At 68.9% G+C, this 24,268-nt stretch carries 24 protein-coding genes and 1 tRNA gene; 17 read left to right on the top strand and 8 right to left on the bottom strand.

The annotated features are described in order from the left end of the window. Nucleotides 1–5 precede the first annotated feature (5 nt). Genes GV007_RS12520 through ccsB form a run of 5 tightly spaced genes read left to right on the top strand, consistent with a single transcriptional unit; the run spans nucleotide 6 to nucleotide 5,070 of the window. Nucleotides 6–653 (top strand): histidine phosphatase family protein, encoded by a 648-nt coding sequence (locus GV007_RS12520; RefSeq protein WP_160073007.1) that lies wholly within the window; start codon nucleotides 6–8, stop codon nucleotides 651–653. Beyond that, complete coding sequence (locus GV007_RS12515) at nucleotides 650–1,288, top strand: TlpA family protein disulfide reductase (protein WP_236558488.1); 639 nt, start codon at nucleotides 650–652, stop codon at nucleotides 1,286–1,288. Before GV007_RS12520 ends, GV007_RS12515 begins: the two co-directional genes overlap by 4 nt. Beyond that, nucleotides 1,285–2,187, top strand: a complete 903-nt coding sequence (locus GV007_RS12510) for a cytochrome c biogenesis CcdA family protein (protein WP_268893491.1) — start codon at nucleotides 1,285–1,287, stop codon at nucleotides 2,185–2,187. The genes GV007_RS12515 and GV007_RS12510 overlap by 4 nt, the downstream gene beginning before the upstream one ends. Continuing rightward, a complete protein-coding gene (gene resB / locus GV007_RS12505) occupies nucleotides 2,171–3,982 on the top strand; it encodes a cytochrome c biogenesis protein ResB (protein WP_160073005.1) in 1,812 nt (603 codons plus the stop codon). Before GV007_RS12510 ends, resB begins: the two co-directional genes overlap by 17 nt. Further along, nucleotides 3,979–5,070 (top strand): c-type cytochrome biogenesis protein CcsB, encoded by a 1,092-nt coding sequence (gene ccsB / locus GV007_RS12500; RefSeq protein ID WP_160073003.1) that lies wholly within the window; start codon nucleotides 3,979–3,981, stop codon nucleotides 5,068–5,070. The genes resB and ccsB overlap by 4 nt, the downstream gene beginning before the upstream one ends. Here the strand turns inward: ccsB and GV007_RS12495 are convergent. Next, nucleotides 5,055–6,068, bottom strand: coding sequence for an o-succinylbenzoate synthase (locus GV007_RS12495; protein WP_160073001.1), 1,014 nt, complete (start codon nucleotides 6,066–6,068; stop codon nucleotides 5,055–5,057). The genes ccsB and GV007_RS12495 overlap by 16 nt on opposite strands. 107 nt (nucleotides 6,069–6,175) lie before the next feature. Here GV007_RS12495 and GV007_RS12490 point away from each other — a divergent pair, with 107 nt between their 5' ends. The 3 genes from GV007_RS12490 (at nucleotide 6,176) to GV007_RS12480 (ending at nucleotide 9,063) form a co-directional block, all read left to right on the top strand. Beyond that, nucleotides 6,176–6,718 carry a hypothetical protein gene (locus GV007_RS12490; protein ID WP_160072999.1) on the top strand — a complete coding sequence of 181 codons (543 nt, stop codon included), beginning with the start codon at nucleotides 6,176–6,178 and terminating at the stop codon, nucleotides 6,716–6,718. Between the two features lie 80 nt (nucleotides 6,719–6,798). Beyond that, on the top strand, nucleotides 6,799–7,710 hold the full coding sequence (locus GV007_RS12485) for a 1,4-dihydroxy-2-naphthoyl-CoA synthase (protein WP_160072997.1): 912 nt from the start codon (nucleotides 6,799–6,801) through the stop codon (nucleotides 7,708–7,710). A gap of 42 nt (nucleotides 7,711–7,752) precedes the next feature. Continuing rightward, the gene (locus GV007_RS12480) at nucleotides 7,753–9,063 is read left to right on the top strand and encodes an AMP-binding protein (RefSeq protein WP_160072995.1); all 1,311 of its coding nucleotides are present in this window, start codon (nucleotides 7,753–7,755) and stop codon (nucleotides 9,061–9,063) included. Between the two features lie 32 nt (nucleotides 9,064–9,095). Here GV007_RS12480 and GV007_RS12475 read toward each other — a convergent pair whose 3' ends face one another. Next, the gene (locus GV007_RS12475) at nucleotides 9,096–10,346 is read right to left on the bottom strand and encodes an SGNH/GDSL hydrolase family protein (protein WP_160072993.1); all 1,251 of its coding nucleotides are present in this window, start codon (nucleotides 10,344–10,346) and stop codon (nucleotides 9,096–9,098) included. A gap of 158 nt (nucleotides 10,347–10,504) precedes the next feature. On the opposite strand from GV007_RS12475, the gene GV007_RS12470 reads away from it, so the two are divergent. Continuing rightward, complete coding sequence (locus GV007_RS12470; protein ID WP_160072991.1) at nucleotides 10,505–11,485, top strand: 1,4-dihydroxy-2-naphthoate polyprenyltransferase; 981 nt, start codon at nucleotides 10,505–10,507, stop codon at nucleotides 11,483–11,485. On the opposite strand, the gene GV007_RS12465 is transcribed toward GV007_RS12470, so the two are convergent. Continuing rightward, nucleotides 11,482–11,952 carry a DUF4229 domain-containing protein gene (locus GV007_RS12465; RefSeq protein WP_160072989.1) on the bottom strand — a complete coding sequence of 157 codons (471 nt, stop codon included), beginning with the start codon at nucleotides 11,950–11,952 and terminating at the stop codon, nucleotides 11,482–11,484. The two genes, GV007_RS12470 and GV007_RS12465, sit on opposite strands and share 4 nt — an antisense overlap. A 147-nt stretch (nucleotides 11,953–12,099) precedes the next feature. Between GV007_RS12465 and GV007_RS12460 the strand changes: the two genes are divergently transcribed. From GV007_RS12460 to GV007_RS12450, 3 genes are all read left to right on the top strand, one after another. Continuing rightward, the gene (locus tag GV007_RS12460; RefSeq protein ID WP_160072987.1) at nucleotides 12,100–12,669 is read left to right on the top strand and encodes a PLDc N-terminal domain-containing protein; all 570 of its coding nucleotides are present in this window, start codon (nucleotides 12,100–12,102) and stop codon (nucleotides 12,667–12,669) included. A gap of 82 nt (nucleotides 12,670–12,751) precedes the next feature. Further along, nucleotides 12,752–14,512, top strand: coding sequence for a 2-succinyl-5-enolpyruvyl-6-hydroxy-3-cyclohexene-1-carboxylic-acid synthase (menD, locus tag GV007_RS12455; protein WP_160072985.1), 1,761 nt, complete (start codon nucleotides 12,752–12,754; stop codon nucleotides 14,510–14,512). Between the two features lie 58 nt (nucleotides 14,513–14,570). Next, nucleotides 14,571–15,056 (top strand): acyl-CoA thioesterase, encoded by a 486-nt coding sequence (locus GV007_RS12450; protein WP_104243423.1) that lies wholly within the window; start codon nucleotides 14,571–14,573, stop codon nucleotides 15,054–15,056. Nucleotides 15,057–15,155: 99 nt separating this feature from the next. Here GV007_RS12450 and GV007_RS12445 read toward each other — a convergent pair whose 3' ends face one another. Then, nucleotides 15,156–15,365 (bottom strand): Rv0909 family putative TA system antitoxin, encoded by a 210-nt coding sequence (locus tag GV007_RS12445; RefSeq protein ID WP_160072983.1) that lies wholly within the window; start codon nucleotides 15,363–15,365, stop codon nucleotides 15,156–15,158. Between the two features lie 95 nt (nucleotides 15,366–15,460). Between GV007_RS12445 and GV007_RS12440 the strand changes: the two genes are divergently transcribed. Then, complete coding sequence (locus tag GV007_RS12440; RefSeq protein ID WP_160072981.1) at nucleotides 15,461–16,312, top strand: PPK2 family polyphosphate kinase; 852 nt, start codon at nucleotides 15,461–15,463, stop codon at nucleotides 16,310–16,312. Nucleotide 16,313: 1 nt separating this feature from the next. On the opposite strand, the gene GV007_RS12435 is transcribed toward GV007_RS12440, so the two are convergent. Next, a complete protein-coding gene (locus GV007_RS12435) occupies nucleotides 16,314–16,847 on the bottom strand; it encodes an ASCH domain-containing protein (protein WP_236558487.1) in 534 nt (177 codons plus the stop codon). Beyond that, entirely contained in the window at nucleotides 16,844–18,145 is a 1,302-nt protein-coding gene (locus GV007_RS12430; protein WP_328809474.1) for an isochorismate synthase, read from the bottom strand. Before GV007_RS12430 ends, GV007_RS12435 begins: the two co-directional genes overlap by 4 nt. Before the next feature lie 75 nt (nucleotides 18,146–18,220). Between GV007_RS12430 and GV007_RS12425 the strand changes: the two genes are divergently transcribed. The 3 genes from GV007_RS12425 (at nucleotide 18,221) to GV007_RS12415 (ending at nucleotide 21,566) form a co-directional block, all read left to right on the top strand. Next, on the top strand, nucleotides 18,221–18,949 hold the full coding sequence (locus tag GV007_RS12425) for a class I SAM-dependent methyltransferase (RefSeq protein ID WP_160072979.1): 729 nt from the start codon (nucleotides 18,221–18,223) through the stop codon (nucleotides 18,947–18,949). Between the two features lie 103 nt (nucleotides 18,950–19,052). Beyond that, nucleotides 19,053–20,150, top strand: a complete 1,098-nt coding sequence (locus tag GV007_RS12420) for a polyprenyl synthetase family protein (protein WP_160072977.1) — start codon at nucleotides 19,053–19,055, stop codon at nucleotides 20,148–20,150. 51 nt (nucleotides 20,151–20,201) lie between these two features. After that, on the top strand, nucleotides 20,202–21,566 hold the full coding sequence (locus tag GV007_RS12415; RefSeq protein ID WP_160072975.1) for an FAD-dependent oxidoreductase: 1,365 nt from the start codon (nucleotides 20,202–20,204) through the stop codon (nucleotides 21,564–21,566). Nucleotides 21,567–21,829: 263 nt separating this feature from the next. On the opposite strand, the gene cls is transcribed toward GV007_RS12415, so the two are convergent. Then, nucleotides 21,830–23,344 (bottom strand): cardiolipin synthase, encoded by a 1,515-nt coding sequence (gene cls / locus GV007_RS12410; RefSeq protein WP_160074266.1) that lies wholly within the window; start codon nucleotides 23,342–23,344, stop codon nucleotides 21,830–21,832. A 62-nt stretch (nucleotides 23,345–23,406) separates the two neighbouring features. Beyond that, complete coding sequence (locus GV007_RS12405) at nucleotides 23,407–23,895, bottom strand: YajQ family cyclic di-GMP-binding protein (protein WP_104307651.1); 489 nt, start codon at nucleotides 23,893–23,895, stop codon at nucleotides 23,407–23,409. 124 nt (nucleotides 23,896–24,019) lie between these two features. Between GV007_RS12405 and GV007_RS12400 the strand changes: the two genes are divergently transcribed. Beyond that, nucleotides 24,020–24,101: transfer RNA gene (locus GV007_RS12400), tRNA-Tyr, on the top strand. The last annotated feature ends 167 nt before the right edge of the window (nucleotides 24,102–24,268 follow it).

Here is a 24,268-nt window from a genome sequence, read left to right as displayed (position 1 = left end):
AGCGCATGGCGGCACAGCGAATCCACCTCGTCCGCCACGGCGAGGTCGAAAACCCCAACGGGCTCCTCTACGGGCGCCTCCCTGGCTTCGGCCTCTCCGAGCTCGGCGCGCGAATGGCGCGCGTCACAGCCGAGGACCTGCATGCCCGGGCTGTTCCCGCCACCCGTCTCGTCGTCTCCCCGCTGCAGCGCACCCGCGAGTCGGCTGCGCCCATCGCCGAGCTGTTCGGCCTCGAGCCCGTCATCGACGAGCGCGTCATCGAGCCGACGAACGCGTTCGAGGGGCGGCGGATGACGGGCAGATACGGAGCCCTTCGTCGCCCGGGCTCGTGGCCGAAGCTCGTGAACCCCCTGCGCCCCAGCTGGGGCGAGGCGTACAAGTCCATCGTCGCCCGCATGCGAGAGGCCGTGCTCGACGGGGCCGAGCTGGCAGATGGCGGCGATGTTATCGTGGTCTCTCACCAGCTGCCGATCTGGATGGTGCACCGCGCGCTCTCGAAGGAGGCGCTCGCGCACAACCCGAAGCACCGGCGGTGCTCGCTCTCGAGCATCACGACGCTGGAGTACCACCCCGCAACCGGCTTCGTGGAAGCCGACTACCGCGAACCGGCGGCGCACGAACTCGGCGCCGCCACCGATGAGGGAGCCGTGTGACCATCCGCTCAGAGAGCGTGAAGACGTCGCGCTTTCCCCGAACCCTCCGTGCAGCCCTCGCGACGGCGGGGGTCGCCGCCATGCTGGCGCTCGCGGCCTGCTCCGGAGACGAGCCGCTCGCCCAGGACTACGCCGCCGGGGGAGATCAGGGCTACGTCGCGGGCGACGGCAGCTACGAGATCTTCCCGGAAGGTGAACGACAGGACCCGATCCAGTTCGGCGGCGTCACCGAGTTCGGAGACGAGCTCTCCAGCGAAGACCTCGCGGGCTCCGTCACCGTCGTCAACTTCTGGTACGCCTCCTGCCCGCCCTGCCGCCTCGAGGCCCCCGACCTTCAGGCAGCTTGGGAAGAGCACGAAGACGACGGCGTGAAGTTCGTCGGCGTCAACATCTACGACCAGGCGGCGACCGCCAAGACCTTCGCCGAGACGCAGGGCATCACGTACCCGTCGATCCTCGACGTCGACGACGCGAGTGTGCGACTCGCCTTCGCCGACAACGTGCCTCCCCAGGCCATCCCGTCCACGCTCGTGCTTGACGCCGAGGGCCGGGTCGCTTCCGTCATCCGCGGGCCGATCGACCCCTCGATCCTGAACTCCATGATCACCGACACGCTCGCAGAGAGCAGCAAGTGACGACCCCCCTGCTCGCCTCCTCCGCGCTGACGGCGATCGCCCCCGGCAGCGCGGTGGGCGAGACGATCGTGAGCGGCCAGCTCCTCCTCGCGATCCCGCTCGCCGTCCTGGCCGGCCTCATCTCCTTCGCCTCGCCGTGCGTGCTGCCGGTCGTGCCCGGCTACCTCGGACTCGTCGGCGCAGTGGCACAGGATGCGCCGGCCAAGGTTCCTGCGCGCCAGAGCGTCGGAGCCAGCTCCGGCCCTGCAACCGCAGCCGAGCCCGCCTCTCGGCCAGACGACCAGCCCGAAGCGAAACGGGGCCTGCTCGCCCGTCTCACAACCGGACGCGGCCGAGTCGCGTTCGGCGCGGCTCTGTTCGTGCTCGGCTTCACCGTCGTCTACGTCCTCTCCGGGGCGGCCTCCGGGCTGCTCGGGTTCTGGCTCATCCAGTACCAGGGCGTCATCATGCGGGTGCTCGGCGTCGTCGTCATCGTCATGGGCGTCGTGTTCATCGGCCAGGTGTCGTTCATGCAGCGCACGGCACGCATGAAGTTCGCGCCGTCCGGCCTGCTCGGGGCGCCCCTCCTCGGCATCGTCTTCGGCGTCGGTTGGGTCCCGTGCCTCGGTCCCACGCTCATCGCGATCAACTCCCTCAGCTACCAGTTCGCGTCCCCCGGCCGCGGAGCGCTCCTCGCGTTCTTCTACTGCATCGGCCTCGGCCTCCCGTTCATCCTCGTGGCGCTCGGCATCGGCCGCGTGACGACGGGCATCAACTGGGTGCGCAAGCACATCCGCACCATCAACCTCGTCGGCGGCGGCATCCTCATCCTCATCGGGTTCCTCATGGTGATCGGCGTCTGGCAGCACTTCATGTCCGCGTTCGCGGCGACGATCGGCGGCTATGTCCCGGCCCTCTGACCACTTCGACGCGGGGAAAGACGGCTTCGAAGCCCGCGACCGCGAACCGAAGAAGACCGCATCAGGCGCCGCGCGTGCGAGCATGCCGACGAAGCCGGGCGACATCAAGAAGCCCGGCCGCGCATCTGCGCTCGTCGCCTGGCTCCGCACGGCCTGGCGTCAGCTCACGAGCATGCGCACCGCGCTCCTCCTCCTGCTGCTGCTCGCCATCGCCGCCGTACCCGGCTCGCTGGTGCCGCAGCGCTCGAGCGACCCCAACGGGGTTATCGTCTACCAGGACACGTACCCGGACATCGCGCCGTTCCTCGACGACATCGGCATGTTCGACGTGTACAGCTCCCCGTGGTTCACGGCGATCTACCTGCTGCTCTTCGTCTCGCTCATCGGCTGCATCATCCCGCGCATCAAGCACCACTGGGATGCGCTGCGCTCGAAGCCGCCGAAGACTCCCGCGCGGCTCTCGCGGCTCGACGCCTACTCCACACAGGTCCTCGACTCGTCGCTCGACCCCAAGCGCGGCGCCGTCATCGATGAAGCCGCCAAGCTGCTGCGCGACAAGAAGTACCGCACCGTCATCTTCGATGACGGCAAGCGCGGCATCTCAGTGTCCGCGGAGCGCGGCTACCTGCGGGAGACAGGCAACCTGGTCTTCCACTCGGCCATGGTCGGCATCATCGTCGCCGTCGGCATCGGCGGCGGCTTCACCTGGTCCGGGCAGCGTGTGCTCGTCGAGGGCCAGACGTTCGTGAACGGCCTCGTCAGCTACTCGTCCTTCAACCCCGGACGCTTCTTCACGCCCGACGTGCTCGCGCCGTTCTCGATGCGCCTCGACTCCTTCGACATCACCTACGAGGAGGAGAACCAGAACGCCATCGGGCAGGCCACCGACTACGCGGCGAACGTCACCGTCAACACGCCGGGCGGCGAACCGAAGACCGAGACGGTGCGCGTCAACGACCCGCTTCGTTTCGCCGGCACCGACAGCTACCTTCTCGGCAACGGGTACGCCCCCGAGATCACGGTGCGCGACCCGGACGGCAACGAGGTCTTCTCCGACTTCGTCCCGTTCCTCCCGCAGGACTCCTTCCTGACCTCAATGGGCGTCGTGAAGGTCCCGGATGGGCTCGACGAGCAGATCGGCATGCTCGGCTTCTTCTACCCCTCAGCCGTCGAACTCGAGTCGGGTGCACTCACCTCGAACCATCCCGACCTCCGCGACCCGATGCTGACGCTGAACGTCTACTCGGGTGACCTCGGCCTCGACGACGGGGTCCCGAGGTCCGTGTACACGCTCGACACGGATACGCTCACGCCCATCGCGGCGCGCGACCTCGACTTCAAGCCCATCGAGCTCCGGCCGGGTGAGACCGCCGAGCTGCCGAACGGCCTCGGCACGATCGAGCTCGGCGAGGTTCCCCGCTACGCGTCCTTCGACGTGCACGAGGACCCGACGCAGATACCGGTGCTCATCTTCGCGATCCTCATCATCGGCGGCCTCTTCACCTCACTGCTCGTGCCGAGGCGCCGCCTCTGGGTGAAGGCCACGACCCGCTCCGACGGCACCGTGCTCGTCGAGTACGCGGGCCTCGCGCGTGGAGACGACCCCCAGCTGGCCGCCTCGGTCAACGATCTCCTCGACGCCCACACGAGAAAAATCGTAGGCTTAGCGGAACCTGCGTCGCCGGCCCGCGCCGCCGGGGCACCTCGAGGGTCCGAGGCCACCCAAAGCTCACCATCTGGCGCCGGCAACCAAGGCGCGGCGCTCGCCTCTTCTCCCACTCAGGAAGCTCCATGATCGAAACGCTGTCCAGCTGGTCGAACCTGCTCCTCTACGTCGCGATGGCGGTGTACTCGATCGCGTTCATCGCGTTCGCCATGGACCTGGCCGGTCGCAGCGCACGCGCAGCCGAACGCTCCGAACGGCAGTCTGCGGTCGGAGCGACCGCCGCGCGCCGCAACGCACTCGTCGGCGCGGCAGCCCCGGTAGGAGCAGCGGCGCACGACGGTGTCGCGGCAGACCGCGACGTGTCCGAGCCGGCCAGCTACACGACGGAAGACCCCGCGAGTTCGGTGTCTCTCGCATCCACCCGCACCGAGTCGGGCGACGCCTGGCGCGACACTCGCGCGACGCCGTCGCTGCGCATCGCGATGTGGCTGACCATCGCCGCGTTCGTCGTGCACCTCGCGGCGACCACCCTGCGTGGCATCGCCGCAGATCGGGTGCCGTGGTCGAACATGTTCGAGTTCTCGATGACCTCAACGCTCCTCATCGTGCTCGTCTTCCTCCTCGCCCGTTTCTGGGCCGACGTGCGCTTCCTCGGCACCTTCATCACGGGCTTCACCGTCATCACGCTTGGCATCGCCACGCTCGGCTTCTACGTCGATGTCGTGCCGCTTGCCCCCGCCCTGCAGTCGGTGTGGCTCGTCATCCACGTGTTCGTCGCGTCTCTCGCGACCGGCTGCCTCGCGATCGGCGCGGGCCTCAGCGCCGCGCAGCTCCTGCAGACTCGTCGAGTTGCGCGCGTGCGTGCCGGCCTGCCCACGAAGCTCAAGCTCCTCTCGGCGCTGCCAGACGCGGTGCGCCTCGAGAACCTCGCGTACCGCATCAACATCATCGGCTTCATCCTCTGGACCTTCACCCTCATGGCGGGCGCCGTCTGGGCTGAGCGCGCCTGGGGCCGCTACTGGGGCTGGGACACCAAGGAAGTGTGGACCTTCATCATCTGGGTGGTCTACGCGGGATACATCCACGCTCGTGCCACGCGCGGCTGGCGCGGAACGCCGTCGGCGTGGCTTGCCATCGCGGGCTTCGCGACGGTCATGTTCAACTTCGGCGTCGTCAACGTGTTCTTCAAGGGACTGCACGCCTACTCGGGGATCTGAGCAGACCCTCCGGCGAGGAGGGCGTGGCAGCGGCGGAGGCGCTCCCTCCACCACTCCTGCCGTTCGGCGGGCGACGCGAGCCGCTCGAGTGCGGCTTCGTCGACCGTGACGGGGGCGAGCGGGATGCGCCCGGCGCGCGGGCGGAGTGGCTCGATCACGACGTCTTCCGCGAGCAGCGACGCCGTTCCGAGGCCCGCGTCGTGGCGCGGCGCTGACAGGGCTGCGGCGAGCTGTGCTCCCATCGCGATGCCGACCGAGGAGTCGAGGGCGCTCGACACGGTCGCGGGAAGCCCAGCAGACTCGACGATGTCGACTGCGCGGCGGACCCCGCCGAGGGGCTGCATCTTCACGACGACCACGTCAGCCGCGCCGAGACGCGCGACCTCCAGGGGGTCCTCGGCCTTCCTGATGGACTCGTCGGCGGCAACGGGCACCTCGATACCCGCGTCCCGCAGGCGGCGCCTGAGCTCGCCGAGCTCGGCGGTCGTCGCGCACGGCTGCTCCGCGTACTCCAGGCCGAAGCGAGCGAGAGCCCGGAGCGCCGTGATGGCCTCGTCGACCGACCAGCCACCGTTCGCGTCGATCCGCAGTCGCGCATCCGCGCCGAGGCGCTCGCGCACGCCGGCCACCCGGGCGACGTCGTCGGCGAGCGTCTGCCCTCGCTCGGCGACCTTGACCTTGGCCGTTCGGCAGCCGTCGAAGCGCGCGAGCACGCCGTCGAGCGCGGACACCTCGACGGCGGGCACGGTCGCGTTGACCCAGATCTCGCCGTCCGCGTGACGCTCGAGGGTCTCATCGAAGCCGAACTCGATCGCGGCGCGCAGCCAGTTCGCGGCTTCCGTGTCGCCGTACTCGAGGAACGGCGAGAACTCGCTCCACGCGACGGTGCCGCGGATGATCGCCACCTCGCGTGCATCCACCCCACGGAACCGGGTCACGAGGGGAAGCGTCACGATGTGCGTGCGGTCGAGGAGCTCGTCGATCTCGGGCAGCTGCATGCCGCCATTGTCTCGCGCGGTCCCGGGAAGGTCTCACCGGCTGGGGACGTTCGGCGCGGATCGCGCTAGGCTGAGGCATCGATCGGTCATGCCGGACGCAAACTCCTATGTCTACGAACCTCTCCAGCCCCGCACCTCGCTTCAGCCCTCCGCCGGCCGACGAGGACTTCGGTGACGCCCTCGTCAGCTCCGGCTCGGGAGAGCACCGCCCCCCACGAGTCGCCTCGACGGGCGGCCTGGGCAGGCTCGGGTACGGGAAGCCGCAGTATCGGCACGGCTCGCTCGTGCAGCGCACCTGGTACGAGATCGCCTTCAACCCGAGACGCTGGTCGGCCGGCCACTGGGCGCTCCTCGGCGTGCTCATCACGGTGCTCGCCGACGTCTTCGTCTTCTTCTACGCCTCGAACCTGTTCGGCATCGACCGCAAGTTCGAGATCGAGATGTGGCTGCTCACGGCCGGCATCGCGGGCTTCCTGACGATCGCGATGGCCCTCTGGGGAATCATCTTCAACAGTGCCAGGGGTGCGGCGATCTTCGCGATCATCCTCGGACTGCCGTTCGGGGCACCCCCTGCATGGCTGGTCGGCAACACGATCATCCAGCTGATGGCGAACGGCGGCACCCTCCCCGTCGCGCCGCCCCTCTGGTAGCGAGCCACACCTGAAGGCGCGGACTCCGCGGGCTCACGCCCCCCGCAGGACCCTGCCCGCTCGTCGGATAGCGTTATGGCATGACTGCCTTCGTCTCCGAACTCTTCGACGCCGAGCGCTGGCGCACCGTCCCGGGCTTCGAGGAGCTCACCGATCTCACCTACCACCAGGATCTGACGGGTCGCATCGCCCGCGTCGCGTTCAACCGGCCCGAGGTGCGCAACGCGTTCCGCCCGCAGACGGTCGATGAGCTCGCGCGTGCCCTCGACGATGCGCGCATGAACCCGCGCATCGGCGTGGTGCTGCTCACGGGCAACGGTCCGAGCCCGAAGGACGGCGGGTGGGCGTTCTGCTCGGGCGGCGACCAGCGCATCCGCGGTCGTGACGGCTACAAGTACGCCGACGGGGAGACGCGCGACACCATCGACTCGGCCCGCAACGGTCGGCTGCACATCCTGGAGGTGCAGCGGCTCATCCGCTTCATGCCGAAGGTGGTCATCGCGGTCGTTCCCGGCTGGGCCGCTGGTGGCGGGCATTCGCTGCACGTGGTGTGCGACCTGTCGATCGCGTCGCGTGAGCACGCGAAGTTCAAGCAGACGGATGCGGATGTCGGGTCGTTCGACGCCGGCTACGGCTCCGCGTACTTCGCGAAGCAGGTCGGGCAGAAGTTCGCGCGCGAGGTGTTCTTCCTCGCCGAGGAGTACTCGGCGGACCGCGCCATGGAGATGGGCACCGTCAACCGGGTCGTGCCGCACGCGGAGCTCGAGGTCGAGGCCGTTCGCATGGCGGAGACGATCCTGACGAAGTCGCCCACGGCTATCCGCATGCTGAAGTTCGCCTTCAATGCGGTCGACGACGGGCTTGTCGGGCAGCAGGTGTTCGCTGGCGAGGCGACCCGCCTGGCCTACGGCACGGATGAGGCGGTCGAGGGTCGGGATTCGTTCCTCGAGAAGCGCGAACCGGACTGGTCGCCGTTCCCGTGGCAGTTCTGACGTCGCGGATCCCTGGCGTCTCGTTGGAGCGGGGGCTTCGACGTGGGCGCTGAGCTCGGAGTCGGCGGCACGCGTCCGCTGGTCCGCGTGGATGCGCGTGACGCGTCCGCGGTCACGGCCGCGCTCCGGAGCGCGCTGAGCGGCGCAGGTCCTGCCGTGCTGCCCACGCAGCTGCCGGCGGAGGCGCTGTTGTCGGGCGGTCCTGGCCTGGCCGGTGAGGCGCTCGGCGCCGTGCCGGAGGGCGTCGTGCTGGTGATCGAGACGAGCGGGTCGACGGCGGAGCCCAAGCGCGTCATGCTCACCGGAGACGCGCTGCGCGCATCCGCTGCGGCGACGTACGCGCGCTTCGACCTGCTGTTCGGGAGGGCGCGTGCGGCTGAGCCCACTCGCCAGTGGCTTCTGACACTGCCTGCGTCGTACGTGGCGGGCGCCCAGGTGCTCATGCGGTCGATCCTGGCCGGGACGGAGCCCGTCGTGCTGGGCGATGAGCATTTCACGGCTGAAGGGTTCGCGCGCGCTGCCTCGGAGCTGACTGCCGAGCGGCGATACGTCTCACTGGTGCCCGCTCAGCTGGCGCGCCTGCTCGATGCGTCTCCTGCGGTCGCGGATACGGTTGCTCGCTTCGACGCCATTCTTGTCGGCGGGCAGTCGCTGCCGCCCGCGCTTCGCTCGCGGGCCGAGGCTCTCGGCTGGAACGTCGCGACGAGCTACGGGTCGAGCGAGACGAGCGGCGGGAGCCTCTACAACGGTGAGCCGCTCGACGGGGTGCGGATGCGCATCCGCGATGGTGAGGTGCAGCTGGCTGGTCCCGTGCTCGCGGCCGGCTACCTTGGTGACCCGCGCCGCACGGCGGAGGCCTTCGTCGAAGATGGCGGCGAGCGCTGGTATCGCACGAGCGACGGCGGACGCTTCGAGCGTGATGAGGCCACGGGCCGAGAGCGGCTCGTGGTGACCGGCCGCCTCGACAATGTCATCGTCTCCGGGGGTGAGAAGGTGCTCCTCGATCGGGTCGAGGGCATTGTGCGGCAGCTGCGCGGCCTCACCGACGCGGTTGTCGTTCCCGCACCGTCCGAGGAGTGGGGGCAGGTGCCCGCGCTTGTGGTGGAGGCTTCCGGCTGGGCGCTTGACGGGCCCCCTCCCGGGGCCGAGGCGGCGTTGCTGGGCGCGCGTGCGCTCGCGGGCGACGAGCGCTGGCAGTCTGTTCGCGAGGCGACGGGGGCCGCCGGCCGTGCGGCTCGCCCGGCGCTGCTCGTGCTTGCACGGCGCATCCCTTACCTGCCCAGCGGGAAGCCAGACCGTCGATCGCTGGAGCGCCTGGTCGCGGGGCTCGCCCGCGGAGTCGGCGAGGGCTGAGCGCCGGCTGCCGATCGACCCTGTGGGCCGCGTCAGGCCTCGGTGTCGTGCTCCGGGGGGCGTCTGGCTGCGGCCGAGCGCCGGCGGAGGATGATCGTCGTGGCGATACCGGCTCCGACGAGGACCAGAACACCGGCGATGACGAGTGGTGCTGCCGGCGTGGCCGTGGTCGCAGCCGTGTCCGCCGGCTGATCGGTGGCGGTCGCGGTCGCCGTCGCTGTCGCAGTCGGCGTGGTCGTCTCGGGCGTGCCCGGCCCGAGGAGCGCCTGCAGCTCCGCCCCGACGGTCTCCGCGAGGTAGGCGACACCGGCCTCGTTGGGGTGGAGCGCGCCGAGCTTGAGAGCTGCGCCCGGCGTGGTCGACGCTCCCTCGCCGGGTTCTACCGTGATGCCGTTCATGTAAGGCGCCGTGGTCGAGCATGCGGAGTGGGCGGAGGTCGCCTTCAACGTGGAGATGAAGGTGGCGCCGCTGGCCTCGGCCGCCGTCTTTATGGCCTCGTCGAGGTGGACTTCTGTTTCGTGCAGGTACGCGGTGTCGACGTCGGTGAACGGGAAGGAGTTCTCCGGGTAGCCCGCCGAGGTGAAGGCGGGGGAGAAGCATCCACCGACCGGCGTGTTCGTGGGGTCGGGTGTGATGGCGGGGTATCCGACGACGACGATGTCGGCGTTCGGCGCCTTCTCGGCGATGAGGGCGAACGTCGAGGCCAGCGCGGGGGCGATGAGCGAGTCGATGCGGTCCTTCAGGGCGTCGACCTCGATGCCCCCTCCGTCGACGACGTACTGCGATCGGCAGTTGGGGACGGTCTGGTCGGCGACGAGGGGGCCGAGGGAGCTCGCGGCAACACAGGAGGCGGCGATGTCCGAGAACTCGAGGTCGTTGCCGCCGATCGACAGGGTGACGAACTCCGTCGTCGCGGAGAGGCTCGCCGACTGCACTGGTGCGCTCGCGCCGGATGCGGTGACCTGCTCGGTGTCGCGGATGTCGGCAGTCACGGCGCCGCTGCACGTGCGGTCGTCGAGGGCCAGGCCGAGCGAATCGGCGACGCGGTGCGGGTAGTTCGCGAGCGCCTGGAAGCAGCCGGCGGCGGGCTCCTCGCTGAACGGGACGAGCCCGAAGCCCGAGGAATACGAGTCACCCAGCGCGATGTACTCGCGCGCCTGGGTGCCTCCGTTCACCGTCGCATCGCCGAGGGGCGCCGCGAGGGCGCCGGAAGGCGCGAGCAGCGCAATGCATGCGGCCGCGACGCAGCCGGCGGCCGCGCGCAGGCGTGATCGGGAAGTCATGGATCTCCTGTCGAGCGGACGTCGATCGGGACGGGGAGGTGGTGGTCTCATAGTGCCACCGCGATGCTGACCGGGGAACGTGCTGGAGAGCTCGCTTCTGGGGTGCGCCAGCCGGCGTCGCAGGGATGCGGCCCTGCGCCGCCCTCTAGAATCGCTCCGTGGCGCAGAAACAGAAGCACAGACAGCGGAAGCAGCAGCAGGCGAACCCGACGCAGCGGCCACGGCCGAAGGCGAGGGAGGTGCGCAAGCTGGATGCGCGCGCCTGGATCGCGGGTGCGCGTCTGCGGACGCTTCCGCTGGCGATCGCTCCGGTGCTGCTCGGCACTGCCGGTGCCATCGTCGACGGCGAGCCCGGCCAGTACCACTGGGTCCGCGCCCTCGCCTGCCTTGCGGTTGCGCTGTGCCTGCAGATCGGCGTGAACTACGCCAACGACTACTCCGACGGCATCCGCGGCACCGACGCCTTCCGGGTCGGGCCGGCCAGGCTCACCGGCTCTGGCCTGGTCGAGCCGAAGCGCGTGAGGCTCGTGGCGTTCATCTTCTTCGGCCTCGGCGCACTCGCCGGCCTCTTCCTGGTGGTGACCTCAGGGCACTGGTGGCTGCTCGCCGTCGGTGCCGCCGCGATCATCGCCGCCTGGTACTACACGGGCGGCAAGCGTCCGTATGGCTACGCGGGCCTCGGCGAAGTGTTCGTGTTCGTCTTCTTCGGTCTCGTGGCGACCGCTGGCACGACGTTCGTGCAGATCGGGAGCGTCTCCACGAACGTGTGGATCATGGCGACGGCGGTCGGCCTCTTCGCGTGCGCTGTGCTCATGGTCAACAACATCCGCGATATCGAGCAGGACCGTCTCGCGAGCAAGCGCACGCTCGCCGTGCTCGTCGGTCCGGTCGTGTCGCGGTGGCTGTTCGGCGTCTTCACGCTGGCGCCGTTTGTCCTCGCGATCTTCTTCGCCATCGCGTACCGCAACGCGGTCTTCACCTTCTTCGCCCTGCTGCTGGCGGCACCGGCCGTGCTCATCGCGTCGACGGCCCGCAAGCCGCGAGAGCTCATCCTCGCTCTGATGCTCACGAGCTTCGCGACCTTGGCCTACGCTCTCCTGCTCGGCCTCGGTATCGTCTTCAGCGGGTATGTGCGCTAGTTGACGCTCGGTCGGGTGCCCTTCGGAGCATCCGGCTCGTCGGAGCTGTCTGGTGCCTCCGCCTGCTCGGCTGCGGTGAGCTCGTGTGACTCCGCGTCTGCATCTGCGTCCGCGTCTGTTCCTGCGTCCGTGACGTCGACAGCCTCTGGAGCTGTGTCGACGTCTGCCTCGGCAGCGGCAGCGGAGGCTGGGCCCGCTTCGCCGTCGAGGGCCGCGTCCTCGAGCTTGTCATCCGCGGTGCGCGCGTCCTTGCGCTCGCTGAGGCGCTGCAGGTCGTCGCCCATCTTCTGGCGGGTGCCGCGCAGGAAGATCACCGAGATGCAGGCGCTGATGATGGCGCCGACAAGAGCTCCCGCGAGCCAGCTCCACTGCCATGTGGGCAGGGCCAGCATGACAACCGCGAACGGGATCGCGAACGCGAGCAGTCTGATGACGGAGTAGACGAGCCAGGCGCGCTTCGAGTTCATCCCTCAATTCTACGAGCGAGGCGGATGCGCGCCTCACCGACTCCCTGAACGCCCGGTGTCCGCCCGGCACTCGCACCGAGCACGGTTCGCGGAGGGCGAAGGCATCACCAGGTCGGGCGGAGGCAAGTCGCGTATCCTCGGGGGACCATGTCTCGCCTCCTCATTACTGCCGCAGTCATCGTCGTCGCGGTGACGATCTTCGCCGTGGTCGATTGCGCGATGACGGACGCAAAGCGCACGCGCGCACTCCCGAAGCCCGTCTGGGTCGTCGTCGTGCTGCTGGTCCCCGTCGTCGGTCCCCTCCTCTGGCTCTTCTTCGGCAAGGTCCGCGGCAACGCGGCGGCCGCGAAACCGGTGCAGACCACCCCGGACGATGACGAGACGTTCCTGCGCTCGATCGGCATCGAGTCCGACAGCGATGAGCGCATCCGCAAGCTCGAGGAGGAGCTGCAGGCGCTCGACGACGTCGATTTCCCGGCCGCAGCACCGACTGGTCCGGTCTCGGAGGGTGGCGTTGCGACGGCACTCGAGGACGCGAACGACGAGGCATCGTCCGGCGAGAAGTCGGAGAAGTCCGCGAAGCCCGAGTCTGGCGGCAAGAAGCCCCGCAAGGGCCACGAGAAGCCTGCCGCCAACGACGACGAGCCCGGCGAGCACGAAGAGCCCATCGAGCACAAAGACGACTGGACTCAGGGCGACGGGTCGCCCCGTGCCTGAGCGGCACGCCCACACCGAAGCCTCCAACTCCCAGCGCCCCACAGTGGGCGCTGAGTCGCGTGCGCCTGCACCCGGGGCGAGCATGCCTCGCACCGGCAACCCGGCGGTCGACTTCAGCCTGGACTTCCTGGGTTCCCTCGTCCGCCTCGGCATCACCGATCTTGTGGTCTGCCCCGGTTCCCGTTCACAGGCACTCGCCCTCGTGGCGGCCGAGCTCGAGCGAGTCGGCGCGGTTCGCCTGCACGTGCGCATCGACGAGCGCTCGGCCGGCTTCTTCGCTCTCGGTCTGGCCGCGGAGACCGCCCGCACGGTACCCATCATCACCACCTCGGGAACCGCCGTCGCCAACCTGCTCCCTGCCATGCTCGAGGCGTTCCACGCCGGAGTGCCGCTTGTCGCGGTGACCGCAGACCGGCCGGAGGAGCTCCTCGGCATCGGGGCGAACCAGGCCACGACGCAGCCCGGGATCTTCGGGCCCAACATCGTGCACGAGGCGATGGATGCGCCGACGGGGGCACCCACGGAATCGGCGGAGGCCGAGCGCCTCGCGCTGCGCGCAGCATCCACGACCGGACCGCTGCAGCTGAACCTCGCCTTCCGCGACCCGCTGAGCGTCGCCGTTCCATCGCTCGAGGCGTGGGCCGAGGGCGTCGACCCGGGCGAAGCTCCAGGCGGCGACCGAGCCGCCGGGGCCAGCCAGTCCGCCGATACGGACGGGGTCCTCGACGTGGACGCGGCCGAGTGGCAGCGGACGCTGGTCATCGCCGGGGCTGGCGCCGGCCCAGTGGCCGAGGAGGTCGCCCACGCCGGCGGCTGGCCGCTCATCGCCGAGGCGTCGAGCGGCTCCCGGTACGGACGCAACCTCGTGCTCGCGTACCGACAGCTCCTCGGCGCGAGCTCCCCCCGGCCGGATCTCCGGGACGCCATCACGCGGGTCCTCGTGTTCGGGCACCCGACGCTCAGCCGCGAGATTCCCCAGCTCATCGCTCGCGAGGGAGTGCACGCCGTCGTCGTGGGGTCGACGGGCGGCGAGCCCTACAACCCCGGCCGCGCGGTCGCGGCGCACGTCGAGGCCGTGCGCGTGCATCCCGTCTCCGCCCGCGACGCCGAGTCCCGTGCCGAGTCGCGCTCCTGGCTGCGCGAGTGGGTGCTCGCGAGTCGGGAGATCGTCGCTGCGTCAGCGGAGCAGCCGCCAGCGCCCGACATCGAGGCGTCACGTTCGAGCGACAAGGCCGTGCGCAGCCGATTCGCCAGGCAGGAACTCGCTGTCGCCCGCACGAAGGTCGACAGGCGGATGCTGGTCGAGGCTGTCTGGAGCGCCACCTGGCCCCATGACCGGCTTGTGCTCGGCGCGTCCACTCTCATCAGGGTGCTCGATGCTCACGTCGCGGGCAAGCCCGTGCGAGTGCACTCGAATCGGGGGCTCGCCGGTATCGACGGCACCGTCGCGACGACGCTCGGCGTCGCCGTGGGCAGCCAGCTCGCTGGCCCCGTCTCCGCGCAGGGGGGCGTGACGCGTGCGCTCATCGGCGATCTCACCTTCCTCCACGACGCCTCTTCGCTGCTGGTCGGACAGGGGGGCGAGTGGTCGCCTCGCGTGCAGCTCATCGTCGGCAATGACGGCGGGGGGACGATCTTCGACGATCTCGAGGTGGCTCGCACGGCCGCCGCCGCCGCGCACGCACGGGTCCTCTACACGCCGACCGTGGTCGACCTCGAGGCTCTGGCCAAGGCGTACGGCTGGAGCTACCTGCGCGTCGAGACACGTGCCGACCTGGAACGCGCGCTCGTCTCGCGGGAGTACGAGCGTGTCCTCATCGAGGTGCCTCTGCACCGAGGCTGAAGCAAATGTCAGGACATATGCTTGCTGTGTACTGTCCGGCCTGAGCAGCGGAGAAACGATGGCCCCCACATCCCCCAACCCCGAGACGCGCGCCGCCGCCGAGGGAGACATGAACTTCCACACCCGCAAGTGGGTGCGACCGGAGGACCTGAACGCGAACGGCACCCTCTTCGGCGGAAGCCTGCTGCGGTGGATCGACGAAGAGGCCGCGATCTACGCGATCATCCAGCTCGGCAACTACCGCTGCGTCACCAAGTACATCTCGGAGATCAACTTCGAGGCCTCCGCCCAGCAGGGCGACCTCATCGAGATGGGGCTCGTGGCGACGCACTTCGGCCGCACGTCGATGACCATGCGCGCCGTCGTGCGCAACATGATCACACGACGCACGATCCTCTCGATCGAGAAGATCGTGTTCGTGAGCCTCGGCGATGACGGGCATCCCGTTCCGCACGGCTACTCGAGCATCACGTATGCGCGCGACCGGATGCCGACCACGCATCCGCAGACTGGCACGATCGCTGTGCCCCGCGTCGGCGAGTAGCGCCGCCGCTCCGAGCGGCAGCCACGCGCGGGGGCTCCTGAGCCCAGGCCACTTCAAGCTGGGGCGCCCACTCCCGCGCGCGGCTGCGTCGGCGTCGAGCTACTGGTTGCCGATCTGCTTGTCCGCCGCGTCGCGTGCACCCTTGATCTGATCGGTGAACTTGTCGCCGGTCGCCTTCTGGGCGGCGTTCGCGACGCCGTCGAGGATCTTGTCGCTGATGTCCTCGGCCTTCTCGCTCTTGAGCGCCTCGGTGACTCGCGGGTCCTTGAGGAACTCCTGCGCCTTGCCGGTGATGTTCTCGATGCCCATGTGCTTCTCCTCTGCTGGGCGCCGCTTCCGCTCCGTCGCGAAAGCTGTTCGCGCGAGCAGAGCATAGCGTCGGTGGGTGGCGTTAGCCTGTCCTCATGCCTCACTTCACCACCGAAGACGCTGCAGTGCTGCGCGTCGATGAGAACTTCGATCTGGGTGCGCTCGACCCCCGCTCGACCCCTGGATTCACCGGCAAGAAAGCCGACGCCGCCTCCCTGTTCACCGAGCACGACGACGAGATCGCGGAGCTGCAGGAGCGCATGTTCGCGAATTCGCGGGCTGGTCTCGAGGCGCCGTCCGTGCTGCTGCTCCTGCAGGGCATGGACACGTCCGGCAAGGGCGGAATCGTGCGTCACGTCATCGGGGGCGTCGACCCGCAGGGGGTGCAGATCGCGTCCTTCAAGGCGCCGACGGACGAGGAGCGTGAGCAGGACTTCCTCGTGCGCGTTCGCAAGCAGCTGCCCGCGGCAGGCAAGATCGGCGTCTTCGACCGCTCCCACTACGAGGACGTGCTCATCCAGCGCGTCCGCTCCTTCGCGCCGCCAGAGGAGATCGAGCGCCGCTACGGCGCCATCGTCGACTTCGAGAACGAGCTCGCCGCATCCGGAACCAAGCTCATCAAGGTCATGCTGCACATCTCGAAACAAGAGCAGGGCGCGAGGCTCGCGGAGCGGCTCGAGCGCCCCGACAAGCACTGGAAGTTCAACCCTGGCGACATCGACGAGCGGCTGCTCTGGGACCAGTACCAGGAGGCCTACGAGATCGCGCTGCAGCGCACGTCGACGCAGACCTCGCCCTGGTACTGCGTGCCCGCCGACCGCAAATGGTTCTCCCGCCTCGTCGTGAAGGGCCTGCTGCTGGATGCGCTACGCGGCTTCGACCTGCAGTGGCCCGCCGCCGATTTCGACGTCGAGGCCGAGAAGCAGCGTCTCGCCGAGAGCTCGTAGCTCAGTCTGCGAACTCGGGCGGCCAGACGACGCTGAACCGCTCGAAGACGACCTCGTGCTCCGGCGTGAAGTCGCGACCGACCGCGGCCCGGGTGCGTTCCCAGTACCTCCGGTGCTCCCGGCGCCAGCTCTCGAGGCTCCGGTCGTCTTCACCCTCGTCGTAGGCGAAGGCCTCGTCGACGCTGTCGAAGGGGCCGACGCGCAGCTCCGTGCTGCGGATGACGACGACGGGCCTGCCCCGGCCATCGCACGCGATCCAGTGCGAGCCGATGCGGGGCAGCAGCTCGCCTTCCTCGGCGAACTCCTCGACGAGTGCGGCGGTAGCGCGCTTCGGTCCGTGTGTCACCAGTGCAAGCAGCTCATCGGCGAGTTCGACGCTGTCGCCGAAGTTCTCGACCGAGTACTCGGGCGCGGCGGCGGCGGCACCGGGATTGGCGGCACGGTAGGCGCCCCACATCGTGGCGGCCGCGACCCGGTCGAGTTCTGGGAGCTCCGTGCGGCCGAGGGCCGCATTGCTGTTGGGAGTCTCGGTCATCGCAGGACCCCCTCGTGCGGCCCGTCAGCGCTGTCGCCGCGGAGCGCCTCCACGATAGGACGGAACTTCAGCTGCGTCTCGCGGTACTCGTCTGAGGCATCCGAGGACGCCACGATGCCACCGCCCGCGTACGCCGTGATCGACCCGTTCGCGTCGATCTCGGCACCGCGCAACGCGACGGCCCACTCGCCGTCCCCGCCAGCGCCCACCCAGCCGACTGGGCCGGCATAGCGCTGTCGGTCGAACGGCTCGAGGGCGAGGATCGCGTCAAGGGCCGTGGGTGTCGGGGTGCCGCCGACGGCCGCCGTCGGGTGGAGTGCATCCACGAGATCGAGCACCGTCACCCCTGCAGGCAGGGTGCCGCGGATATCGCTCGCGAGATGCCACAGGTTCGGGAGCTTGAGGGTGAAGGGGACGCGGCTGCTCGTGAGGCCCGTGCCCGGGTCGTCGTGCGTATCGAGGGTCGCGAGCGAGGTGAGCGCGCTCTCGACGGCGAAGCGGTGCTCTGCCAGGTTCTTCTCGCTGTGCCGCAGCCTCGCCTCGGCCCGCGCGTCCGCCTCCTCGTCGCTGCCGCGGGGCGCCGTGCCGGCGAGCACACGCGCCGAGACCTGACGCTCGAGCACACGCACGAGCGTCTCCGGGCTTGTGCCCGTGAGCCCGTCGACGGCGTAGGTCCAGCACTCCGGATACGCCGAGGCGAGCCTCGCGATCAGGCGGCGGCGGTCGGCGCCCTCCGGGAGTGAGCCGCGCTGCTCGCGCGCTAGCACGACCTTCGAGAGGTGACCGGTGTGGATGAGGTCGAGGGCTCGGTCGATGGCGCGCCGGTGCTCGTCGCCGGACATCAGGCCGTCCGTGAGCGTCGCCGCGGCGTCGATGTCGCCGAGCGGTGCAGCGTCGGGGAGGCGCGGCTCCGGGGCCGAGCCGTCGGCGGTGATCGCCGTCACGAAGCACCGCGCACCTCGACGCCCCACGACGAGTTCGGGAACCTCGAGGATGCTGCGCGCCCCGGATTCGGCGGCGAACGCGAACGCGCCGAACGCGATGAGGCCAGAGCCCGTCACCTTGGCGGCATCGTCGATCTCGGCTGCCCCCACGACGTCGCGCCAGGCGGCGGCGGAGTCCGGGATTCGCGTCGCGCCTGTGAACTCGCCGCGCCACGCACTCCCTGTGGCGACGACCCCATCGCCCTGACGAAGCCACACGAGGGGGGAGGTCGACGACGCGAAACGGAGGAGATCGCCCGGATCGGGGACCTCGATCGTCCGTGCGCGCAGGCGGGGGAGGATCACAGCTGGCACGACGGCAAGACTATCCCCAGCAATCCACTGGAACACGGCCAGGGCGAGACGTGCGCCGCAACGTAGGATGATCTGGTGACAAAAGCCGACCTGAACAAGCGACCCGAGCAAGTGTCGTCGATGTTCGACCGTGTTTCCAAGAAATACGACGAGACGAACGACATCTTGAGCATGGGCAACGCAGCGCGTTGGCGCGTGCAGACGCGGCACGCCATCGCCCCGCAGCCCGGCGAGAAGATCCTCGACGTCGCAGCGGGGACGGGCACTGTCAGCAAGGTCCTCGCCGACGCGGGCGCCAAGGTCACCGCTCTCGACTTCTCCGCGGGCATGATCGAGGAGGGCAAGCGCATCCACGGCGCGAACCCGAACATCGACTTCGTGCAGGGCGACGCGACCAAGCTCCCCTTCGACGACAACACCTTCGACGCGTCGACCGTGAGCTTCGGCCTGCGCAACGTGCAGCAGCCGAAGATCGCGCTCCAGGAGATGCTGCGCGTCACGAAGCCGGGCGGGCGCCTCGTCATCGCCGAGTTCTCGACGCCGCCGCAGGCCCTCATCCGCACGGGATACCGCGCCTACATGCAGATCGCGATGCCGACCATCGTGAAGCTCGTGAGCAGCGACCCTGAGGCCTACACCTACCTGAACGAGTCGATCATCGCCTGGCCGGCGCAGCGTGAGCTGGCGTCCTGGCTGCGCGAGGCGGGCTTCGAGCGGGTCAAGTACCGCAACCTCACCGCTGGTGTCGTGGCCCTGCACAAGGGATTCGTCCCGCTCGCCGACTCCGGCAGCGTCCCGAGCTAGGGAGCGGCGCGCCAGCAGGAATCCGGCAGGGCGCCGGCCTGAACCCCCAACCAAGTTCGCCCGAAGGTCCCCTTCGAGCGGAGAACCTGAACCACCAGGAGACATGAGCGTGGAGCTCCCCAAGACCGAACAGCGCCGGAAGGCGCGAAGCACCGTGGTGCCGGGCGGAACCGACGACCTCTTCGACGGTCCGAACTCCGACGTGCTGCGCGAGCGCCTCGACGCCGGATTGGCCGCGGTCGAGACTCGTCTCCGCGCCGAAGTCCAGTACGCCGACGAGATCGCCGACGTCACCGCCCGCTACCTCCTCAACGCCGGCGGCAAGCGCCTGCGCCCCATGCTCACCGTGCTCGCCTCGCAGTTCGGCGACACCCCCGGGTCGGACGAGGTCATCACCGCGGCTGCCGCGGTCGAGCTCACCCACCTCGCCTCGCTGTACCACGACGACGTCATGGACGAGGCGGAGCTGCGTCGAGGCGTCGCCGCGGCGCACCTGCAGTGGGGCAACTCCATCGCGATCCTCGCCGGCGACCTGCTGTTCGCCCGCTCGAGCCTCCTCTTCTCGGAGCTCGGCCTGCGCGCTGTCCGCCTGCAGGCGACGATCTTCGAGCGGCTCGTGCTCGGCCAGATGCGCGAGACGACGGGGCCGGCCGCGGATGTGGACCGCATCGACCACTACGTCGGGGTCCTCGCGGACAAGACCGGCTCCCTCATCTCCGCTGCAGCCCAGTTCGGCGCGATCGTGTCCGGCGCACCGGAGTCCGTCGTCTCGGCGCTCGCCGAGTACGGTGAGCGCGTCGGCGTCGCCTTCCAGCTCGCCGACGACGTCATCGACCTGCAGCAGAACCCGGACGCGACGGGGAAGCTGGCCGGCACGGATCTGCGAGCCGGCGTCGAGACGCTGCCCGTGCTGCTGCTCGAGCGCCAGGCCGCGACCGACGAGGTGAGCCGCGACCTGCTGGAACGCATCCGGTCCAGGGTCGCCGGCGTCAACGAGCAGCCGGAGGAGACTCGCGCGAGCGAGGAGGAGATCTCAGGCATCATCCGCGAGCTCCGCGAGCACCGCGTGACGCAGCTGACGGTCGACGAGGCCCAGAACTGGGTGACGCTCGCCGTCGAGGCGCTGCGGCCGGTCAAGGCCGGCCCCGCGAAGAACGCCCTCGAGCGCTTCGCCGCAGAGGTCGTCAGCCGCGACCGCTGACCGAGCCGTCCACGAGACAGCTCACCCCCTGACCCCTTTTCTGGAGGACATGTGACCACGCTCCGCCTTGCCATCGTCGGCGCAGGACCCGCCGGGATCTACGCGGCAGACATCCTGCAGAAGATGGAGCGGCAGTTCGATCTCTCGATCGACCTGTTCGACAAGCTGCCGGCGCCGTACGGTCTCGTCCGGTACGGCGTGGCCCCGGACCACCCGCGCATCAAGGGCATCATCAACGCCCTCCGCGAGGTGCTCGAGTCTGGTGTCATGCGGGTCTTCGGTGGGGTCGAGTTCGGCAAGGACATCACGCTCGACGACCTCAAGCAGCATTACCACGCGGTGATCTTCTCGACCGGAGCCATCCGCGACGCCTCCCTCGACATTCCCGGCATCGAGGCCGACGGCAGCTTCGGCGCAGCCGACTTCGTGAACTGGTACGACGGGCACCCCGACGTGCCGCGCACCTGGCCGCTCGAGGCGCGGGAGATCGCCGTGATCGGGAACGGCAACGTCGCGCTCGACGTGGCCCGCATGCTCGCGAAGCACCCCAAGGACCTCCTGTCCACCGAGGTGCCGCAGAACGTCGTCGACGGGCTCGAGTCGAGCCCCGTGACGGATGTGCACGTGTTCGGGCGTCGGGGGCCCGCGCAGGTGAAGTTCACGCCCCTGGAGCTGCGCGAGCTCGGTGAGATCCCTGACGTCGACATCATCGTCGACGAGGACGACTTCGACCGTGACCCAGCCGCGGCCGAGCTTGCGAAGACCAACAAGCAGCTCATGGTCATCGGCCGGATCATGGGCAAGTGGCGCGGCGAGCGTGAGCTCACCGCATCGCGGCGCCTGCACCTTCACTTCTACTCGAAGCCGGATGCGGTGCTCACCGAGGAGGGCCCAGAGGGTGAGCGTGTGCGCGCGATCCGCATCGAGCGCACGGAGCCCGACGCCGAGGGTGGCGTGCGGGGTACTGGCGAGTTCATCGAGTACCCGGTGCAGGCCGTCTACCGGGCCATCGGGTACTTCGGCTCGCCGCTTCCCGGGGTTCCCTTCGACGAGCACCACGGCGTCATCCCGAACCACGAGGGTCAGGTGTGGGACGACGACAACCAGCAGGTGAACGGCATGTACGCGACCGGGTGGATCAAGCGCGGCCCCATCGGCCTCATCGGGCACACGAAGTCGGATGCGCTCGAGACCGTCACGCACCTCGTTGCCGACCAGGGCAACTGGTGGACTCCGGCCGACCCGAGCGAAGCCTCCATCATCCAGCTCCTCGAGTCACGTGATGTGCGGTTCACTGACCTCGAGGGGTGGCGTCGTCTGGATGCGCACGAGCTCGCGCTCGGCGAGGCGGCTGGTCGCGAGCGGATCAAAGTCGTGGACCGCGAGGAGATGACGCGGATTTCCCGCGGCGAATAGGGCTTCCGCCACCTGTTGGCAAAGAGGGGAGTTCTCCCCATCGCGGAACGACGGTTCACCTCGTACGCTCGAAGTACGCGCAGAGAGCGGAAGAAATTCCCGGGCCTGAATCGGTCCGGGGCACCGACTTCAGCCGGCGGTTGAGCCGCGTCGCATTGGTCGTTCTGACCGCGGCGCGAAACTGGGGGAGCTCGCCGTCGGCTGAAGACCCTTTCTGATCGTTCGGGCGGCCTCGATCCAGAAGTGCGACCTCGAGTGGGTTCCTACTGGATGACGCTCGTCAGGCGTGCGACGTTGTCGAGCGCTCGCGTCAGGATCGGTCGCTGCCGCCACTCCTCGAGGGTGAGCTCGTAGCTGCGCTGCCGGTACCCGTTCTCGACCTCGCGCATCCGGTTCACGAACTCCTCGCCGTGCACCATGAGCATGAGCTCGGCGTTGAGGGTGAAGGAGCGCATGTCCATGTTGCTGGAGCCGATGAGGGTGACGGAGTCGTCGAAGGTGATGTGCTTCGAGTGGAGGATGTACGGGCGCCGGTACAGCATGATCTTCACTCCGGCCCGGAGGAGCGCCTCGTAGTAGGAGCGCTGCGCGTGGAAGACGAAGAACTGGTCGGCGATCTCCCCGACGAAGAGCTCGACGCTCACTCCTCGCTGCACGGCCGTCGTGATGGCGTACATGAGCGAGTCGTCGGGCACGAAGTAGGGGCTGACGATGACGATGCGCTCTCTCGCCGCGTAGAGCAGCTGATTGAAGAGGCGGAGGTTGTTCTCGTTCTCGTAGCCTGGCCCGCTCGGCACGAGCTGGCACGGGAAGACGTCTTCCTGGTCGCCCGCTTCGATCTCTGCTTCCGCTTCGTCGGGCTCGGGGGTGACGGGGTCGTTCTCGAAGACGTCGGTGAGCAGCTCCTCCGTCTCGGCGTACCAGTCGGAGATGAAGACGGCGTTGACTCCCGTCACCATGGGGCCCTCCATGCGGAGCATGAGGTCTTTCCACCTGAGGGAGTCGGTGCCGGGCTTGGGGCCACGGTGGTAGTCGCGGGAGATGAGGTTCTGCGAGCCGAGGTAGGCGGTGCGTCCGTCGACGACGAGGAGCTTGCGATGGTTGCGGAGGTCGACGCGCTGCATGCCGCCCTCCCACGGGTACAGCGACAGCATGCGGTGCCAGTCGGCGCCGATCTCGGTGAGGCGCTGCTTCATCTTCTTGTAGCCCCGGTACCGCATCGAGCCGATGTGGTCGAAAAGCACCCGCACCTTCACGTCACGTTGCACGGCACGTTCGAGGGCGTCGAAGAAGGGGGCGGTGGCGTCGTCGTGGCTCATGGCGTAGAAGAGCACGTTGACGTAGCTCTCCGCCTGGTCGATCTCCCGAGCCATGCGCCTGATGGAGCGGTTGTAGCTGCCGTGGAGCTCGAGGCGGTTGCCGTCGGCGAGGGGGATCGCGGTGAGGTGCTCACCGAGCTTCGTGACCTGCTCGAACCAGGAGGGGTGTGTGATGGCGCGCTCCGCCGGGGCGATCTGGTCGGTGGCATCGCGGATGATGCCGTCGACCTGCGCCTGCATGCGTCGCCGCCTCGTCGGCAGCTGGTTGGTGCCGAACAGGAAGAACAGGATCACCCCGGCGTAGGGGATGAGGACGATCGTGATGATCCAGGCGAGCGCTGTCGTGGGCCGTCGGTTGCGGGGGATGACCACTACTGCCGTGACGATGATGAGCACGTAGATGGTGGCCACGAGCCCGAACCAGAACCCGGTCAGACCGAGTTCTGGGTACCACGGCATGAGCGCCCCGACGGTCGTGCTCGGGTCGTAGCCGGCGCGGCCGCCTGCGACCCCGGGTGGCACTAGCGGCGGTTGACGAACTGGAGGTCGACCTCGACGTCGGCGGCCTTGAGCAGTGCCATGGTGGCCTGCAGGTCGTCGCGGCTCTTCGAGGAGACGCGGAGCTCGTCGCCCTGGATCTGCGCCTTGACGCCCTTGGGGCCCTCGTCGCGGATGAGCTTGGTGAGCTTCTTCGCGCTCGGCTGGTCGATGCCCTCCTTGAGGGAGGCCTCGATGCGGTACTCCTTGCCGGAGGCGTAGGGCTCACCGACATCGAGCGTCTTCAGCGAGAAGCCGCGCTTGATGAACTTGGTCTGCAGGACATCGAGCACCGCCTTCACGCGCTCTTCACTGGAGGCCTTGAGGAGGAGCTTCTCGCCAGACCAATCGACCGAGGCGCCGACGCCCTTGAAGTCGTAGCGCGTCTCGAGCTCCTTCTGCGCTTGGTTGACGGCGTTGTCCGCCTCCATCTTGTCGACCTTGTTAACGACGTCAAACGAGGAATCTGCCATGCCGTCCATGGTAGCGAGGCCCGCCGACAATCTCGCGAGCGTGGCGGTTCGTCGGGTCGTTTCGACAAACCGGGTGGAAGTCGGTAGTCTCTAGCCTGCACGTTTGCGCTTCGCGCTGTGCACTGGCGAGTTACCCAAGCGGCCAAAGGGATCTGACTGTAAATCAGACTGCTCAGCATTCGGGGGTTCGAATCCCTCACTCGCCACGAACACCATGACGCGAGACATCTCCGAGATGTCTCGCGTCATTTGCGTCTCCGGGATCATCCCCATCCCCATCCCGCGCCCGCCCGCCTGCTCGCGCCCGCCTGCTCGCGCCCGCCTGCTCGCGCCCGCCCGCCTGCTCGCGCCCGCCCGCTCGCTCGCGCTCCGG

This window comes from Pseudoclavibacter sp. 8L (assembly GCF_902506465.1).
GTDB lineage: Bacteria > Actinomycetota > Actinomycetes > Actinomycetales > Microbacteriaceae > Pseudoclavibacter.
This window is presented reverse-complemented; position numbering and strand designations above follow the sequence as displayed.

What these genes read in the sequence shown, in the direction of transcription:
- GV007_RS12520 (WP_160073007.1), top strand. Translation starts at nt 6, where the DNA reads ATGGCGGCACAGCGAATCCACCTCGTCCGCCACGGCGAGGTCGAAAAC.
- resB (WP_160073005.1), top strand. Translation starts at nt 2,171, where the DNA reads ATGTCCCGGCCCTCTGACCACTTCGACGCGGGGAAAGACGGCTTCGAA.
- ccsB (WP_160073003.1), top strand. Translation starts at nt 3,979, where the DNA reads ATGATCGAAACGCTGTCCAGCTGGTCGAACCTGCTCCTCTACGTCGCG.
- GV007_RS12495 (WP_160073001.1), bottom strand. Translation starts at nt 6,068, where the DNA reads ATGCAGCTGCCCGAGATCGACGAGCTCCTCGACCGCACGCACATCGTG.
- GV007_RS12490 (WP_160072999.1), top strand. Translation starts at nt 6,176, where the DNA reads ATGTCTACGAACCTCTCCAGCCCCGCACCTCGCTTCAGCCCTCCGCCG.
- GV007_RS12485 (WP_160072997.1), top strand. Translation starts at nt 6,799, where the DNA reads ATGACTGCCTTCGTCTCCGAACTCTTCGACGCCGAGCGCTGGCGCACC.
- GV007_RS12475 (WP_160072993.1), bottom strand. Translation starts at nt 10,346, where the DNA reads ATGACTTCCCGATCACGCCTGCGCGCGGCCGCCGGCTGCGTCGCGGCC.
- GV007_RS12465 (WP_160072989.1), bottom strand. Translation starts at nt 11,952, where the DNA reads ATGAACTCGAAGCGCGCCTGGCTCGTCTACTCCGTCATCAGACTGCTC.
- GV007_RS12460 (WP_160072987.1), top strand. Translation starts at nt 12,100, where the DNA reads ATGTCTCGCCTCCTCATTACTGCCGCAGTCATCGTCGTCGCGGTGACG.
- menD (WP_160072985.1), top strand. Translation starts at nt 12,752, where the DNA reads ATGCCTCGCACCGGCAACCCGGCGGTCGACTTCAGCCTGGACTTCCTG.
- GV007_RS12450 (WP_104243423.1), top strand. Translation starts at nt 14,571, where the DNA reads ATGGCCCCCACATCCCCCAACCCCGAGACGCGCGCCGCCGCCGAGGGA.
- GV007_RS12445 (WP_160072983.1), bottom strand. Translation starts at nt 15,365, where the DNA reads ATGGGCATCGAGAACATCACCGGCAAGGCGCAGGAGTTCCTCAAGGAC.
- GV007_RS12440 (WP_160072981.1), top strand. Translation starts at nt 15,461, where the DNA reads ATGCCTCACTTCACCACCGAAGACGCTGCAGTGCTGCGCGTCGATGAG.
- GV007_RS12435 (WP_236558487.1), bottom strand. Translation starts at nt 16,847, where the DNA reads ATGACCGAGACTCCCAACAGCAATGCGGCCCTCGGCCGCACGGAGCTC.
- GV007_RS12420 (WP_160072977.1), top strand. Translation starts at nt 19,053, where the DNA reads ATGAGCGTGGAGCTCCCCAAGACCGAACAGCGCCGGAAGGCGCGAAGC.
- cls (WP_160074266.1), bottom strand. Translation starts at nt 23,344, where the DNA reads ATGCCGTGGTACCCAGAACTCGGTCTGACCGGGTTCTGGTTCGGGCTC.
- GV007_RS12405 (WP_104307651.1), bottom strand. Translation starts at nt 23,895, where the DNA reads ATGGCAGATTCCTCGTTTGACGTCGTTAACAAGGTCGACAAGATGGAG.